The organism is Pseudomonas sp. PONIH3 (assembly GCF_002934345.1).
Lineage (GTDB): Bacteria > Pseudomonadota > Gammaproteobacteria > Pseudomonadales > Pseudomonadaceae > Aquipseudomonas > Aquipseudomonas soli.
This window is the reverse complement of sequence record NZ_CP026386.1, coordinates 4325816-4341434: the sequence shown is the minus strand read 5'-3', so window position 1 is coordinate 4341434 and position 15619 is coordinate 4325816. Positions and strand designations below refer to the sequence as shown.

The 15619-nt window shown below is 66.5% G+C and carries 13 protein-coding genes; 7 read left to right on the top strand and 6 right to left on the bottom strand.

The window, feature by feature from the left end:
• Positions 1-14: 14 nt before the first annotated feature.
• The 6 genes from C3F42_RS20145 to pilG all read right to left on the bottom strand — a co-directional run bounded on the left by C3F42_RS20145 (position 15) and on the right by pilG (position 9240).
• Positions 15-488 carry a chemotaxis protein CheW gene (locus C3F42_RS20145; RefSeq protein ID WP_094012341.1) on the bottom strand — a complete coding sequence of 158 codons (474 nt, stop codon included), beginning with the start codon at positions 486-488 and terminating at the stop codon, positions 15-17.
• Positions 481-5775 carry an Hpt domain-containing protein gene (locus C3F42_RS20140; protein ID WP_104444799.1) on the bottom strand — a complete coding sequence of 1765 codons (5295 nt, stop codon included), beginning with the start codon at positions 5773-5775 and terminating at the stop codon, positions 481-483. The genes C3F42_RS20145 and C3F42_RS20140 overlap by 8 nt, the downstream gene beginning before the upstream one ends.
• 11 nt (positions 5776-5786) lie before the next feature.
• On the bottom strand, positions 5787-7811 hold the full coding sequence (locus C3F42_RS20135; protein WP_094012386.1) for a methyl-accepting chemotaxis protein: 2025 nt from the start codon (positions 7809-7811) through the stop codon (positions 5787-5789).
• Between the two features lie 63 nt (positions 7812-7874).
• Positions 7875-8429, bottom strand: a complete 555-nt coding sequence (locus C3F42_RS20130) for a chemotaxis protein CheW (RefSeq protein ID WP_038706921.1) — start codon at positions 8427-8429, stop codon at positions 7875-7877.
• Positions 8426-8791 carry a twitching motility response regulator PilH gene (gene pilH / locus C3F42_RS20125; protein WP_023631715.1) on the bottom strand — a complete coding sequence of 122 codons (366 nt, stop codon included), beginning with the start codon at positions 8789-8791 and terminating at the stop codon, positions 8426-8428. The genes C3F42_RS20130 and pilH overlap by 4 nt, the downstream gene beginning before the upstream one ends.
• Before the next feature lie 47 nt (positions 8792-8838).
• A complete protein-coding gene (gene pilG / locus C3F42_RS20120) occupies positions 8839-9240 on the bottom strand; it encodes a twitching motility response regulator PilG (protein ID WP_023631716.1) in 402 nt (133 codons plus the stop codon).
• 183 nt (positions 9241-9423) lie between these two features.
• On the opposite strand from pilG, the gene gshB reads away from it, so the two are divergent.
• The 7 genes from gshB (at position 9424) to C3F42_RS20085 (ending at position 15454) form a co-directional block, all read left to right on the top strand.
• Entirely contained in the window at positions 9424-10377 is a 954-nt protein-coding gene (gshB, locus tag C3F42_RS20115) for a glutathione synthase (RefSeq protein ID WP_046853923.1), read from the top strand.
• Between the two features lie 233 nt (positions 10378-10610).
• Complete coding sequence (locus tag C3F42_RS20110; protein ID WP_104444798.1) at positions 10611-11510, top strand: energy transducer TonB; 900 nt, start codon at positions 10611-10613, stop codon at positions 11508-11510.
• 93 nt (positions 11511-11603) lie between these two features.
• Positions 11604-12173: a YqgE/AlgH family protein gene (locus tag C3F42_RS20105; protein WP_038706923.1), complete on the top strand. Its 570-nt coding sequence runs from the start codon at positions 11604-11606 to the stop codon at positions 12171-12173.
• The gene (gene ruvX, locus C3F42_RS20100) at positions 12173-12598 is read left to right on the top strand and encodes a Holliday junction resolvase RuvX (protein WP_023633141.1); all 426 of its coding nucleotides are present in this window, start codon (positions 12173-12175) and stop codon (positions 12596-12598) included. Before C3F42_RS20105 ends, ruvX begins: the two co-directional genes overlap by 1 nt.
• A gap of 52 nt (positions 12599-12650) precedes the next feature.
• A complete protein-coding gene (gene pyrR, locus C3F42_RS20095; RefSeq protein WP_038706924.1) occupies positions 12651-13169 on the top strand; it encodes a bifunctional pyr operon transcriptional regulator/uracil phosphoribosyltransferase PyrR in 519 nt (172 codons plus the stop codon).
• Positions 13170-13181: 12 nt separating this feature from the next.
• Positions 13182-14186, top strand: coding sequence for an aspartate carbamoyltransferase catalytic subunit (locus C3F42_RS20090; RefSeq protein WP_038706925.1), 1005 nt, complete (start codon positions 13182-13184; stop codon positions 14184-14186).
• Positions 14183-15454 (top strand): dihydroorotase, encoded by a 1272-nt coding sequence (locus tag C3F42_RS20085; protein ID WP_104444797.1) that lies wholly within the window; start codon positions 14183-14185, stop codon positions 15452-15454. Before C3F42_RS20090 ends, C3F42_RS20085 begins: the two co-directional genes overlap by 4 nt.
• The last annotated feature ends 165 nt before the right edge of the window (positions 15455-15619 follow it).

The window sequence follows — 15619 nt, the reverse complement described above, 5'->3', positions numbered from 1 at the left end:
GCTCAACCATCATCCTAGCCAGCTGCAGATTGCAGATAAGCGTCACGCACCAATCTTTCCAGCCCGGCCAGGTCAGGCACCCGCGCCACCTGCTCGCCCACCTGCACTGCCGCCAGCTCCAGCGCGGCCAGTGGCACATCAACATAGTTCAACTGACTGTCGAGTTTGCACGAGCGCGGAATGCCCTGCAGCAGCAACGCCAGGAAGCGCAGGCCGGTATCCCCCAGTGCATTGAGCACCACTACCCGTGCCCGCTCGCCGCAAGTGGTCTGCCCGCCACAAGCGGCCTCGAAACCGATCAACGGCAAGCGCTGCTGGCGCCAGTCCACCCAGCCCAGGTGCCAGGCCGGCTCTCCTGGCTCGCAGGCGATGGCGCGATGACCAATCAATTCGGCCACCGCCACGTTGGGCAGTACCAGGGTGCGGTCGCCCAAGGGCAACAGCAGGCCGGTGAGGCTGCTGCGCTGGCCGGCGATATGTTCAAGCATGGGGTTGGCTCCAGTGGGCGATGCTCTGCAACAGGACCGACTCCTGGTAAGGCTTGCCGAGGTATTCGTTGACGCCGATGGCCATGGCCCGGTCGCGGTGCTTCTGCCCGGTGCGCGAGGTGATCATGATGATCGGCAACTGCGCCAGGCGCTGGTCGCGGCGGATACGCGTGGCCACCTCGAAACCGTCCATGCGCGGCATCTCGATGTCCAGCAGCAACACGTCCGGGCGGTGCTCTTCGAGCAGCGCCATGGCATCCACCCCATCCTTGGCGGTCAGCACGCTCATACCGTGGCGTTCGAGCAGGCGGCTGGTGACCTTGCGCACGGTCACCGAATCGTCCACCACCATCACCAGCAGCGGCCGACGCGGCACGGGCCCCGTCAGCAGATGCTGCCCCTGCGCCACGCCCGGCAGGCGCGCCAGGCGTCGCTGCTGGCCACGCAACTGGCCGAGCAGGTCGAGAATCAGCACCACCCGTCCGTCGCCGAGCAGAGTGGCACCGGACAGCCCCGGCACCGCCGCGAACTGCGGGCCCAGGCTCTTGACCACGATTTCGCGGCTGGGCGACAGGCTGTCGACCTGGATCGCGAACGATTGTTCGTGGGAATGGGTGAGCAGCACCGGCAGCGGTACGCTCTGGCCCAGCAGGTTGGGCTGCGCGCCCTCCTGCAACAGTTCGCCGAGGTAACGCAGTGCGTAGTCATGCCCGGCATAGCTGTAGCGTGGCGGGTCCAGCCGGTAGCAGGCTTCCAGCTCCGCCGGCGGCACGCGCACGATGCCCTCGATGGTGTTCAGCCCAATTGCGTATTGCTCATCCTCCACATGCACCATCAACGCCCGGTTCACCGACACCGTGAACGGTAGGCGGATCAGGAAGCGCGCACCCTTGCCGGGGCTGGACTCGATGCTCATCGAACCGCCCAATTGCTTGACCTCTTCATGGACCACGTCCATGCCCAGGCCGCGCCCGGAGATCTGGGTGATCTTCTCGGCCGTGGAAAATCCCGGGCGCAGGATGAACTGCAGGATCTCGTGGTCGCTCAGACGCGCCTGCGGATCGAGCAGACCGCGTTTGATCGCCTTGTTGCGCACCGCCTCCAGCGGCACCCCGGCACCGTCGTCGCTCATCTCGATGACGATGTCGGCACCTTCGTGCAGCAGGTTCAGGTGGATGGTGCCCTGCTCCGGCTTGTTGGCCGCCAGGCGCGCCTCGCGGGCTTCCAGGCCATGGTCGACGGCATTGCGCAGCATGTGCTCCAGCGGCGCGACCATGCGTTCGAGCACGCTGCGGTCCAGCTCGCCCTCGGCATTGCCGACCACCAGTTCGACCTGCTTGCCCAGTTCGCTGGCCACCTGTCGCACCACCCGTTGCAAACGCGGCACCAGGCGTTCGAACGGCACCATCAAGGTGGCGGTCAGCCCCTCTTGCAACTGGCTGTTGACCCGCGCCTGCTGCTGCAACAGGCTGTGCGCCTCCTGGGCCCGCTGCAGCAGGGTTTCCTTGAGGTCGAGCAGGTCCGAGGTGGACTCGAACAGCGCCCGCGACAATTGCTGCAACTGCGAATGGCGGTCCATCTCAAGTGGGTCGAAGTCGTCGTAGGCATCACCCTCGAACTGGTGCCGGCTCGAGATCCGCCCCTGGGTCTCGATATCCAGGCGCAACAGCTGGTCGCGCATGCGCTCCAGCGTGGTCTCCATCTCGTTGAGGGCGAACTGCGCATCGTTGACCTGCTGCTCGATGCGCCCGCGGATCACCGAATGTTCGCCGGCCAGGTTGCCCAGGTCGTCCAGCAGTTCGGCATCGACCTTGACCATGTCCCCGGCCCGCTCGGGGGCGACAGCCGGGGCTTCGGCCGGGGCGGGCTCAGCCTGGGACTGCCCGGCGGCGCTGTCGGTCAGCGCTGCACTGGAGAAGTTGCGGATATAGTCGATCAGCGCCGTCGCCGCATGCAGCGGCTCGCCCAGGCGCGCCGCGTCGAGCATGTGCGCCAGGCGGTCATGGCAGTTCTGCAGCAGGCTGAACAAGGCCGGCGTCGACGGCAGCCGTGCGGCCGCCAGCAGCTCGTAGAGGAATTCCAGCTCATGGGCCAAGTCGCCGATGGCGGCGATCTCGACCATGCGCGCCCCCCCCTTGAGGGTGTGCAGGTCGCGCAACAGGTTCTCCACCTCGACCGTGTTGCGCGGGTCGGCCTGCCAGCGCGCCAGGGACTGGGCCGCACTTTCGAGGATATCGGAGCTTTCCTCGAGGAAAACTTCCAGCAGTTCCTTGTCGCCTTCGCTTTCCTGCGTGTCGTCCTGCGCCTCGACCGGGCCAGGTGGCGGAGCGTTGTGACGGAAATCGCGCAGTTCACCCAGCAACTCCACCGCCGACAGCGGTGACTGTCCCTCGCGCAAGCTGCGCAGCATCCCGGCCAGGGCGTCATGGCTGCGTGCGAGCAGCTCGAACAGCCGCAGGCTTGCCCCGATCCGCCGGTCCACCAGCCCTTCGTAGAGCAGCGCGAGCTCCTGGGCAAGCACTTCGATCGCACCGATCGCAGCCATCTGCGCGCCGCCCTTGAGGGTCAGCACATCATGTTGCAACGCAGACAGCGGTGACAGGCTTTCGGGATCGTCCTTCCATTGCCGCAGCGCCTGGTCGGCGCCCTCGAGAATATCGGCGGCTTCCTCGAGGAACAGGTCAACGACCGCTGGGTCCGGTAGCTGACCTGCGACAGGCAGCGTTGTCGCGCCAGCTGCGCCTACCAGCCCCAGGGCCGCCGGATCGAGGGCATCATCAAGCAAGCCGTGCAAGGCGGCCAGGCAATCGGGGCGTGCTGTCGGATCCTGCCCGGCGGCTATTTCATCGAACAGGTCGAACAGCGCTTCGTGGGCCTGCCGGGCGATGGCGAAGAAACGCGGCGTCACCGCCAGGCTGCCCTCTTCGACCGCACCGTACAGGTCGAGCAACCCTTCGCAGACTTCATCCACCTGCCACAGCTCGGCCTGGTGCGCGCCATGGCTGAGGGTGGTCATTTCCTCGAGCAGCAGGTGCAGCTCATGATGCTGCGTGGCGTCGGCCTGCCAGTTGGCGAGCCGCGCCTCGGCGTCGAGCAGGATATCCATGCCCAGGGTCAGGAAAGTGGCCGTCAGTTGCGGGTCACGCCGGGCCCGGCGTGCCGGATGCGCCTCGGCCTGGTGCCTGGCCAGCCTAGCATCGACCGTTTGCCCGACCTGCTCGATCAACGCCGCAGCCCCCGGGATGGCAGCCAATGGCGTGCTGTCCAGCTGGGCCAGCCCCAGGTGGAACAGCGCACGTGCAGCCTCCAGCAGCTCGGTTTCGGCCTGCTGCAAAGGCAGGTGATGACCTTTGTATTCGCGCACCAGGCGGTCGAGCGCGGTGGCCAGCTCCGCCACCGGCATCACGCCGGCCATGGCGGCGCTGCCCTTTAGGGTGTGCAAGGCGCGTTGCAGGCTGTCGCTGACCCCTGTGCCTTGAGCATCAGCCATCTGCAGGAAGACATCGAGCCCGGCCAGGTGCCCTTGGGCCTCGTTACGGAAGATCTCCAGCAGCTGCGGATCGAGACCGTCGATGCTGGCACTGGCCGGCGTGTCGTTGAGCGCCAGCGCGTGCAGATGCCCGGCCAGTTGCTCGATTTCCGCAGTGGGCGGCAGTTGGCTGGCGGCGAAGTCGGCGAGCAGGTCGGGCAGGCGCACGAAGACCTGCTGCAAGGCCACCAGGCCTTCGGCACTCAGCGTGATGCGCCCCTCCAGCACCCGGTTAAGCAGGTGCTCGGCGCCCCAGGCAAGCTCCGCCACGGCCTCTGCGTGGACCATCCGCCCGCTGCCCTTGAGCGTATGCAGCGCACGACGCACCTCGATCAGTGAATCACGCAAACCATTGTCGGCACGCCAACGCAGCCATTGGCGCTCTATTTCAGGCAACAGTTCGCCGGCCTCTTCGAGGAACACTTCGCGCAACTCGTCATCGATCCCGTCCGCCGTCCGGGCGTCAGCCAAGGGGCGCTCGAGGCGCGGGCATTGCACGCCCAGGGCGGTCAGGCTGGCGAGGGCCATGTCGATGAAACGCTGGGCATCAGCCAGCGGGTCGGCCACTCGCCACTGCAACCAGGCCTCGCCGGCGCACAGGGCATCGGCCAGATGGGCCAACTCATCGGGCAGCGGCTCTTCCTCCACATGACCCAGCCAGCCCTGCACATATCCCGCACACCCGCCGAACACTTCGGCGGCAGCCGGGAGCATCAGCATCGCCAACGCCCCGCGCACCTGCTGCAGCAGACCGGGCAAGGCCTGCAGGCGCTGACGCGACCAGTCCGACTCCAGGCAGTCGCCGATCAGGTCCTTGGCCTGCTGCAGCACATTGAGCGACTCGTTGAGTACCAACTGACGAATCTCGGCCAGGTCAGAACCAGGCAGGTTGCCTGGCGAGGTCTCCTCCAGCGGCCCGACCATGCCGTTGAGGGTCGCCTCGACGTACAACAACGCCCCGGCGACATCCATCAACAGCGCCTCGTCCACCGCGCCGTCATTCTCGACCTGCGCCTGCAGCGCCAGCACCTGGTCGATGATCACACGTCGTGGCTGCTGGAAACCCAGCACTGCCAGAGTGTCGGCGACATGGCGCAGGGGCGGCAGCAACGTCTCCAGCGGTTCGCGTGGCGGATGCTCGCCACTGACGAAGGGGTCGAGACGGTCCTTGATGCGCATCAGGTCATCGCACAGCGCCATCACCACCGAACGCAGCGCGTCGCGCCCAGGACCGGCCTGCATGTGTTCACGCCAGCTCCCCAGGGAAAGATCGAGGTTGGCCAGGTCCGCCGCGCCAGCCAGGCGCTGTCCGAGGTCGCCCAGCAGGCTGCCTTGGGCCAGGGGTTCGGCACCGCGGCAGACCCGCAGCTGGTTGAGCAGTGGCATGACCACCAATGGCAGGTCGTGGCGTGCCCCGCGCAGGCGATCCAGGTAGGGCGGCAATTGCTCGAGCCCCCGGAACAGCGCGCCCAGGCAGTCGCCACGAGGGCGCACCTGTCCGTCGGACATGGCCCGCCCAAGCAGCTCCAGTTCCTCGGCCAGGCGCGTCGCGCCCGGCAATTCGAGCAAGTGCAGGCAACCGTGCACCTGGTGAAGGTTGTCGACAAAGAACGCCAGCATCGACAGGTCGCCCGGATCTGCCGAAAAACGCTCCAGGGCCTGTCGCGCCTGTGCCAGGCAATCAAGGATGGGGGCCTTGATCCATGCCAGGGCCACCGTGTCGTGGCGCTCGCCAGCCGTACTGCCCGGGCCGGCCATGCTTGCCCCGCTCACGACCGTTCCACCGGTCTGGGCAGGGTGAAACCGGATACCGAACGGCGCATCTCGCTGGCCATGCGCGCCAGGTGGCGGATGCTGTCGGCCGTGGCCCCGGAACCGGCGGAGGTCTGTGCGGTGATCTGCTGGATCACCGCCATGGTGTGGGAAATCTGCCCGGCAGACGACGTCTGCAACTGAGCGGCATCAGAGATGCTGTGGATAAGGTCGGCCATCGTCTGCGATACACCTTCGATCTCAGCCAGCGCCACGCCGGCGTCCTGGGCCAGGCGCGCGCCGCGCACCACTTCGGCGGTGGTCTGCTCCATGGAGATCACCGCCTCGTTGGTGTCGGCCTGGATGGTGCGCACCAACGCCTCGATCTGCCGGGTTGCCGAGGACGAGCGCTCGGCCAGGCGCTGCACTTCGTCGGCGACCACGGCAAAGCCTCGGCCAGCCTCACCGGCGAGCGACGCCTGGATGGCCGCGTTGAGGGCGAGGATATTGGTCTGCTCGGCAATGTCGTCGATCAGGCTGACGATATCGCCGATCTCCTGAGAGGATTCACCCAGGCGCTTGATCCGCTTGGCGGTGTCCTGGATCTGCTCGCGGATGTTGTCCATGCCGTGGATGGTGTTGTGCACCACCTCGTTGCCCTTGTTGGCAATGGCCACCGAGCGCTCGGCCACCTTGGCCGATTCATAGGCATGTGCGGAGACCCGGTCGATAGACTCGACCATGTCACCCACCGCCTCGGACGCCTCGCTGATCTGCTCCGCTTGGTGCTCCGAAGCCTTGGCCAGTTGGCGAGCGGTGTTCTGCGTGTCCTGCACCGCAGCAGCCACCTGCTCGGCGCTGTGGTTGATGGTGGCAACCAGATCGCGAAGCTGGTCAACCGAATAGTTGATCGAGTCGGCAATGGCGCCGGTGAAGTCCTCAGTCACCGAAACCGTGACGGTCAGGTCGCCGTCGGCCAGTTCCTCGATCTCGTCTAGCAAACGCATGATCGCCTGCTGGTTGCGTTCGTTTTTCTCGGCGGTTTCGCGCAGCTGGCGGTGCGTGGCGCGCACCATCACCAGGCCGATGAGGATGATCGAGGCCAGTGCCAGCAGGCCGAGCACATAGCCGCCGACGGTGTCGAGAGTGCGCCCGCCGGCCAGGTTCTCGAAGCCGTTGGCCAGGTGCGAGGCTTCGTCGAGCAGGGTCTGCGACAGGCTGAAGATGTTGCCGGCAGCCTCGCGCACGCGAAACAGTTCGGGCGAGGTTTCGAGAATCTCGTCCACCGAGCCCGAGACGAACTGGAACAGTTCGGCGATCTCGGCCAGGCGCGCCCGGGCATCGGTGTCCTCGACGCGGGTGACCTGAATCGCCGGATTGCCGGCGAGCATACCCTCGAGCACCTGGCCGAAACGGCTGGCGTCGCGGCCGAAGGCATCGGCGGCCTGCACCGAGGACTCGTCACCGGCGAGCACGGTGTTGACCGAGCCGAGAATGCGCTCGGCCAGCAGCAACTGGCGCTGGGCCACGGCCACCTGATTGGCCGGCGCACCGCTCTGCAGCAGGATTTCAACTACTTTCTCGTATTCGACCTGCAACTGCGGAACCGTTTCGGCCAGGGTGGCCGCGACCTGATGCAGCGACAGCACGGTCTGTTCACTGGCCAGGATGGTGTCGGTGTTCTTGCGCAGGTTCTCCCAGTCCTGGCGTACCGCATCCATTTCGTCGCGCACCGCGGCGGGCGCTGCGGGCAGGCCGGTGGCCTTGTCACCTTCGCGCAGGTAGCTCCAGCGTCGTTCGAAGTCGTTGCGTGCATCGCTGAGCAACCTGAACGCCAACGCCTTGCCCGCCGCAGCCTCGGTGGCGTTCTTGGCAATGCGCTGGGACAGCACGCGCAGCTCGCCGGCATGGCCTATGTACTGCTTGTCGTGGTTGGCCTGGGTGTTGAGGTAGGCGAAGTTGGCGAACAACAGGACGATCGACAGGATCAGCACCACGAACAGCACGGTGATCTGCGCGGTGCTACGCGGGCGTTGAGCCACGGCGGCGGGCGAGACGCCAGCTGCGGCAACGGTGGGTCCTGGCTTGTTCACGTCGAAAGTCCTCTACAACGCCACATCGAGAAAGCCCGGCGCCTGGGCCAGGGCGAACGGGCTGAAGATCGCCCAATTACGCTCACGGGGAAAATGCCCATGTACGAAGGGCGCGGCCGCACGGATCAACGGTTGCGGCGGTGACAGCTCGAGGCTGCTCAGAGCGAAATGCTGCAAGCCGACCACCTCATCCACCAGCAGCCCGGCGAACAGCTCTTCATGATCCAGCACCAACACGCGCCGTTGCTTGCCCGCCGCGGCCGGGCCAAGGCCAAAAAACGCACACAGGTCCATCACCGGCAGCAGCCGCCCACGCAGGTTGGCCACTCCGCGCACCCAGGGCTGCACACCCGGCACCCGGCTAGCGCGGGGCTCACGCAGCACTTCGGCGACTTCGCCCATGGGCGCGACGAACCACTGTCCGGCAACTCGAAAACCGATGCCGCTCCATTGTTGCAGGCGGATGTCCTGCGGTGGCTGGTCGGCCACCAGCAGGCGGCAGCGCCGGTCGATGTCCAGCAGCAGTTCGAAGGCGGTCAGCGACGCGCCCTGGGGCCGGGTGGTCAAGCCTGCAGCACTTCTTTGAGCTTGGTGATCAGCGCGTCTTCTTCCACAGGTTTGGTCAGGAAGTCGCGGGCGCCCTGGCGCTGGGCCCAGATCCGATCGGTTTCCTGGTCCTTGGTGGTGACCACGATCACCGGAATGGCGCTGGTTTCCGGGTCCTTGCTCAACTGGCGGGTGGCCTGGAAACCGTTCATGCCGGGCATGACGATGTCCATCAGCACCGCGTCGGGCTTCTCCTGGCGCGCCAGGGCCACGCCGTCGGCGCCGTTGTCGGCCTTGAGCACCCCATAGCCGTGCTTCTCCAGCCATTCGGTCAATTTGTACATCTCTGTCGGCGAGTCGTCGACAATCAGAACTCGGGCCATGCTGTTTCCCCATCAGGAAATAGAGACGCCGCCCTGCGTGGGCGGCGTCAGGGTGCGTGTGGATCCTGCGCGGCGAAGCCCGGCACGCAGGCACGGATCGCGTCGAGCAGTTCTTCCTTGCTGAAAGGTTTGGTCAGGAACTGGTCGGAACCGACCACCCGGCCGCGGGCCTTGTCGAACAGGCCGTCGCGGGAAGAGAGCAGGATCACCGGGGTGTCCTTGAACTCGCGGTTGTGCTTGATGATGGCGCAGGTCTGGTAGCCGTCGAGGCGCGGCATCAGCACATCGACGAAGATGACCCGCGGTTTGTGGTCGACGATCTTGGCCAGGGCGTCGAAGCCGTCACTGGCGGTGATCACCTCGCAGCCTGCCTCGCCGAGCAACATCTGCGCGGTGCGGCGGATCGTGCGGGAATCGTCGATCACCATCACCTTCAGGGGTTGTTCCATAGTTGCGCTTCTGCCTGGGAGCGAATTCGCCAAAAGGCCATGCAGGCCATGTGCCTGGCCTTTTTAGCACACTCCCGAAGGCCATTCCATCCGCCCGCCCCTTGACCGTGGGCGCGCCCGGCGCCACCCTGAGCCACTTTTCTTTCGTACCATGCGGCCAGTGCCGCCAAGAGGAACTACCCCATGAGCGTTCGCCTCGGGATTGTCATGGACCCCATCGCGTCCATCTCCTACAAAAAGGACAGCTCGCTGGCCATGTTGCTGGCCGCCCAGGCCCGCGGCTGGAGCCTGTTCTACATGGAGCAGCGCGACCTGTACCAGGGCCAGGGCAAGGCCCGCGCACGCATGCGCCCGCTCAAGGTGTTCGCCGACCCGGCCCGCTGGTTCGAACTGGGCGAGGAGCAGGACAGCACCCTGGCCGAGCTGGACGTGATCCTGATGCGCAAGGACCCGCCCTTCGACATGGAGTTCGTCTACAGCACCTACCTGCTGGAACAGGCCGAGGCCGAAGGCGTGCTGGTGGTCAACAAGCCGCAGAGCCTGCGCGACTGCAACGAGAAGCTGTTCGCTACGCTGTTCCCGCAGTGCACGCCACCCACCCTGGTCAGCCGCCGCCCCGACATCATCCGCGAGTTCGCCGCCGAGCATGGTGATGTGATTCTCAAGCCGCTGGATGGCATGGGTGGCACTTCGATCTTCCGTCACCGGGTCGGCGACCCCAACCTGTCGGTGATCCTCGAAACCCTGACCGCGCTCGGCGCCCAGCAGATCATGGCGCAGGCCTACCTGCCGGCGATCAAGGACGGCGACAAGCGCATCCTGATGATCGACGGCGAGCCGGTGGACTACTGCCTGGCGCGCATCCCGGCCAGCGGCGAGACCCGCGGCAACCTGGCCGCCGGCGGCCGCGGCGAAGCCCGCCCGTTGAGCGAGCGCGATCGCTGGATCGCCGCCCAGGTCGGCCCGACCTTGCGTGAAAAGGGCCTGCTGTTCGTCGGCCTGGACGTGATCGGCGACTACCTCACCGAAATCAACGTCACCAGCCCGACCTGCATCCGCGAGATCGACGCTGCCTTCAACACCAATATCGGCGGGCAATTGATGGACGCCATTGATCGCAAGCTTCAGGCGCGCTGACCGAGGACACGTGGCAACACCGCGCAGTGGGGTATGATGCCGGTCCTTTTTGACTGAGCTGCTGCCCCGCAGAGGCTCTGTACGAAAAGTCTTGAGACGCAGGTCAGGCAAGGCGAAAACAGCCGAGGAAGCGGAGTGTACTGGAGTACATGAGCATTCCGAGGCTGTTCTCAACGCAGCATGAACAAGTATCAAGGCTTTTCGTACAGAGCCTAGCGGTTGCTGGATACCCGATGACGCTTCCCGCTGACATCCCACCCGACCTGCTGCCACCGCGCGTTCGCCCGGTGGACCGGCTCGGTTTCACCCTGTTCCTGGCCGCCCTGGTGCACCTGGCGCTGATCCTGGGCGTGGGTTTCACCGTGGTCAAACCGGCCGAGATTCATCACGCCATGGACATCACCCTGGCCACCTTCAAGAGCGAGAAAGCGCCCGAGAAGGCCGACTTCCAGGCCCAGGACAACCAGCAGGGCAGCGGCACCCTGGACAAGAAAGCGGTGCCCAAGACCACCGAGGTCGCGCCGTTCCAGGACAGCAAGATCAACAAGATCACCCCGCCCCCGGCGGCGAAACCGCAAACACCCCCGGCACCGGCCAAGGCCGTGGTCGCCACCCAGGCGCCGAAGCCGCAGAAAGTCGAGCCCAAGCCGAAGGAAAGCAAGCCGCAACCCCAGCCCCAGGCAAAGGTTCCGGACTTCGACAGCTCGCAGCTGTCCAGCCAGATCGCCAGCCTCGAGGCCGAGCTGTCCGAGGAACAGCAGCTCTACGCCAAGCGCCCGCGCATCCACCGCCTGAACGCCGCCTCGACCCTGCGCGACAAGGGCGCCTGGTACAAGGAAGAGTGGCGCAAGAAGGTCGAGCGCATCGGCAACCTCAACTACCCCGAAGAAGCCCGGCGCCAGCAGATGTACGGCAGCCTGCGGATGATGGTGTCGATCAACCGCGACGGCTCACTGTACGAGGTACTGGTGCTGGAGTCCTCGGGCCAGCCAGTGCTGGACCAGGCCGCCCAGCGCATCGTGCGCCTGGCGGCGCCCTTCGCGCCGTTCACCGGGGACCTGGCGGAGTTCGACCGCCTGGAGATCATCCGTACCTGGCGCTTTGCCCGGGGTGACCGGCTGCAGAGCAACTGACCCGAGGGTGACGGGCACCCCGGTGGGAGCGGGAATACCTCCAGCCCTCTGCACACCTTGTCAGCCTCGCCACCTGGCGCCACACTAGCGGACATGAAGACCCTCGCCCCCAGCTACCTCAAGCACCAGTTCCTGATCGCCATGCCGCACATGGCCGATCCGAACTTTGCCCAGACCCTCACCTACATCGTCGAGCACAATGCCCACGGCGCCATGGGCCTGGTGGTCAACCGCCCGCAGGAGCTGAACCTGGCCGACATCCTCGAACAGTTGCGCCCGGACGATGAGCCGCCGGCCAGCACCCTGCACATCCCGATCTACCAGGGAGGGCCGGTGCAGACCGACCGCGGCTTCGTGCTGCACAGCAACGACCGCAGCTACCAGGCCACGGTCGAGCTGGAGGGCTTGTCGCTGTCCACCTCACAGGACGTGCTGTTCGCCATCGCCGCCGGCGACGGTCCGCGCAAGAGCCTGATCACCCTGGGCTACGCGGGCTGGGAAGCCGGCCAGCTGGAGGCCGAGCTTGCCGACAACGCCTGGCTCAACTGCCCCTTCGACCCCGAGATCATCTTCGGCGTGGCCAGCGACATGCGCCTGGGCGCCGCCGCCGCCAGCCTGGGGATCAACCTCAGCCTGCTGACCAGCCAGGCGGGCCACGCCTGATGGCCGAACTGCGCTTGCTGCTTGGCTTCGACTACGGCACCCGGCAGATCGGTGTGGCCGTCGGCCAGGTGATCACCGGCCACGCCCGAGAACTGTGCACGCTCAAGGCACAGAACGGCGTGCCGGACTGGAACCAGGTCGAGAAGCTGATCAAGGAATGGAAACCCGACGCCATCGTCGTCGGCCTGCCGCTGAACATGGACGGCACGCCCAGCGAAATGAGCGAACGCGCCGAAAAATTCGCCCGTCGCCTGCACGGCCGCTACAACCTGCCCGTACACACCCACGACGAACGGCTCACCACCTTCGAAGCCAAGGGCGAGCAGATGGCCCGTGGCGGCCGTCACGGCAGCTACCGCGACAATCCGGTCGACGCCATCGCCGCGGCCCTGCTGCTGCAAGGCTGGCTGGAGGCCAACACTTAAATCCGCTTTGCCGCCGGCGGCTTGCCGGCGCCCGCCTTCCGAGGAGCACGCAATGAGCCTACCCAATCCCGCCGACCTGATCCGGCAGATGGCCGTCGACCTTCGCGCCCACCTGGCCCGCCGCGCCATCGTCGAGTCACGCTTCATCGGTATCCGCACCGGCGGCGTGTGGGTAGCCCAGGCCCTGCAGGCCGAGCTCGGCGACCAGAGCCCGCTGGGTACCCTGGACGTCTCCTTCTATCGTGACGATTTCAGCCAGAACGGCCTGCACCCGCAGGTGCGCCCCTCGGAACTGCCTTTCGAGGTCGAAGGCCAGCACCTGGTGCTGGTGGACGACGTGCTGATGAGCGGGCGTACCATCCGCGCCGCCCTCAACGAGCTGTTCGACTACGGCCGCCCGGCCAGCGTGACACTGGTGTGCCTGCTCGACCTGGATGCCGGCGAACTGCCGATCCGCCCGAATGTGCTTGGCGCCACCCTGTCCCTGGGCGCCCATGAACGGGTAAAATTGACCGGACCCACGCCGCTCGCCCTCGAGCGCCAGGACCTCGCTCCCGCATCCGCCCTTTAAGAGTCCCCCGCGATGACGCCATTCGACGCCAAGCGCCCGCTGCAGCTCAATGATCAGGGCCAGCTGCGCCACTTCCTCTCGCTCGACGGTTTGCCCCGCGAACTGCTGACCGAAATCCTCGACACCGCCGACTCGTTCCTCGAAGTCGGCGCCCGGGCCGTCAAAAAAGTCCCGCTGCTGCGCGGCAAGACCGTGTGCAACGTGTTCTTCGAGAACTCCACCCGTACCCGCACCACCTTCGAGCTGGCCGCCCAGCGCCTGTCGGCCGACGTGATCAGCCTGAACGTGTCGACCTCCTCGACCAGCAAGGGCGAGACCCTGTTCGATACCCTGCGCAACCTGGAGGCCATGGCCGCCGACATGTTCGTCGTGCGCCACTCCGACTCCGGTGCCGCCCATTTCATCGCCGAGCACGTGTGCCCGGACGTGGCCGTGATCAACGGCGGTGACGGCCGCCACGCGCACCCGACCCAGGGTATGCTCGACATGCTCACCATTCGTCGACACAAGGGTAGCTTCGAGAACCTGTCGGTGGCCATCGTCGGCGATATCCTGCACTCGCGCGTAGCACGCTCGGACATGCTTGCGCTCAAGGCGCTGGGCTGCCCGGACATCCGCGTGATTGGCCCGAAGACACTGATCCCGATCGGCATCGAGCAGTACGGCGTGAAGGTCTACACCGACCTTGCCGAAGGCCTCAAGGATGTCGACGTGGTGATCATGCTGCGCCTGCAGCGCGAGCGCATGGCCGGCGGCCTGCTGCCCAGCGAGGGCGAGTTCTACCGCCTGTTCGGCCTGACCACCGCGCGCCTGGCCGGCGCCAAGCCCGACGCCATCGTCATGCACCCGGGTCCGATCAACCGCGGGGTGGAGATCGAGTCGGCGGTGGCCGACGGCAAGCACTCGGTGATCCTCAACCAGGTCACCTACGGCATCGCCGTGCGCATGGCCGTGCTGTCCATGGCCATGAGCGGGCAGAACGCGCAACGTCAATTCGAGCAGGAGAACGCCCAGTGACCCTAAGCATCATCGGCGCCCGGGTCATCGACCCTGCCAACGGCCTGGACACCATCACCGACCTGCACCTCGATGGCGGGCGCATTGCCGCCATCGGCGCGGCCCCGGCCGGCTTCAGCGCCAGCCGCACGATCCAGGCCGAAGGCCTGGTCGCCGCACCTGGCCTGGTCGACCTCGGCGTCTCCCTGCGCGAACCGGGCTACAGCCGCAAGGGCAACATCGCCAGCGAAACCCGCGCCGCGGTCGCCGGCGGCGTCACCAGCCTGTGCTGCCCGCCGCAGACCAAGCCGGTACTGGACACCTCGGCGGTCGCCGAACTGATCCTCGACCGCGCCCGCGAAGCGGCCAACAGCAAGGTCTATCCGATCGGCGCCCTGACCAAAGGCCTGGAAGGCGAGCAACTGGCCGAACTGGTGGCCCTGCGCGACACCGGCTGCGTGGCCTTCGGCAACGGCCTGAAAGAGATCCCCAACAACCGCACCCTGGCCCGCGCCCTGGAATACGCCGCCACCTTTGACCTGACCGTGGTGTTCCACTCCCAGGACCGTGACCTGGCCCAGGGCGGCCTCGCCCACGAGGGCCCGATGGCCAGCTTCCTCGGCCTGCCTGGCATCCCGGAAACCGCCGAGACCGTGGCCCTGGCCCGTAACCTGCTGCTGGTCGAGCAGAGCGGCGTGCGCGCCCACTTCACCCAGATCACCAGCGCCCGCGGCGCCCGGCTAATCGCCCAGGCCCAGCAGTTGGGGCTACCGGTCACCGCCGATGTGGCGCTGTACCAGTTGATCCTCACCGACGAGGCCCTGCGCGACTTCTCCAGCCTGTACCACGTGCAGCCGCCGCTGCGCACTGCCGCCGACCGCGACGGCCTGCGCGAAGCGGTGAAATCCGGGGTGATCCAGGCGATCTCCAGTCATCACCAGCCCCACGAGCTCGATGCCAAGTTGGCGCCGTTCGGTGCCACCGAGCCAGGCATCAGCTGTGTCGAGCTGTTGCTGCCACTGGCCATGACCTTGGTCGAAGATGGCCTGCTCGACCTGCCGACCCTGTTGGCGCGCCTGAGCAGCGGCCCGGCCAAGGCCATGCGCCTGCCGGCCGGCGAGCTGAAAGTCGGCGCCGCCGCCGATCTGGTGCTGTTCGACCCGAAAGCCTCGACCGTGGCCGGCGAACACTGGTTCTCCCGCGGCGAAAACTGCCCGTTCATCGGCCACTGCCTGCCGGGTGCGGTGCGTTATACCTTGGTCGATGGACACGTCTGCCACGAGGCCTGAGTAACGCCCTCGCGGGGCAAGCCCGCTCCCACGAAGCCCCCTGGGGTCATCGTGTGGAGCAGGCCTGCCAGGCAATGCCTTGAAACAACCATTCATCCCTCTCGGTTGAAATCCTTCCCCCCTCCCCCCATATGAGTCTGCATCAGGCATTTTCGCCCCGCTGCG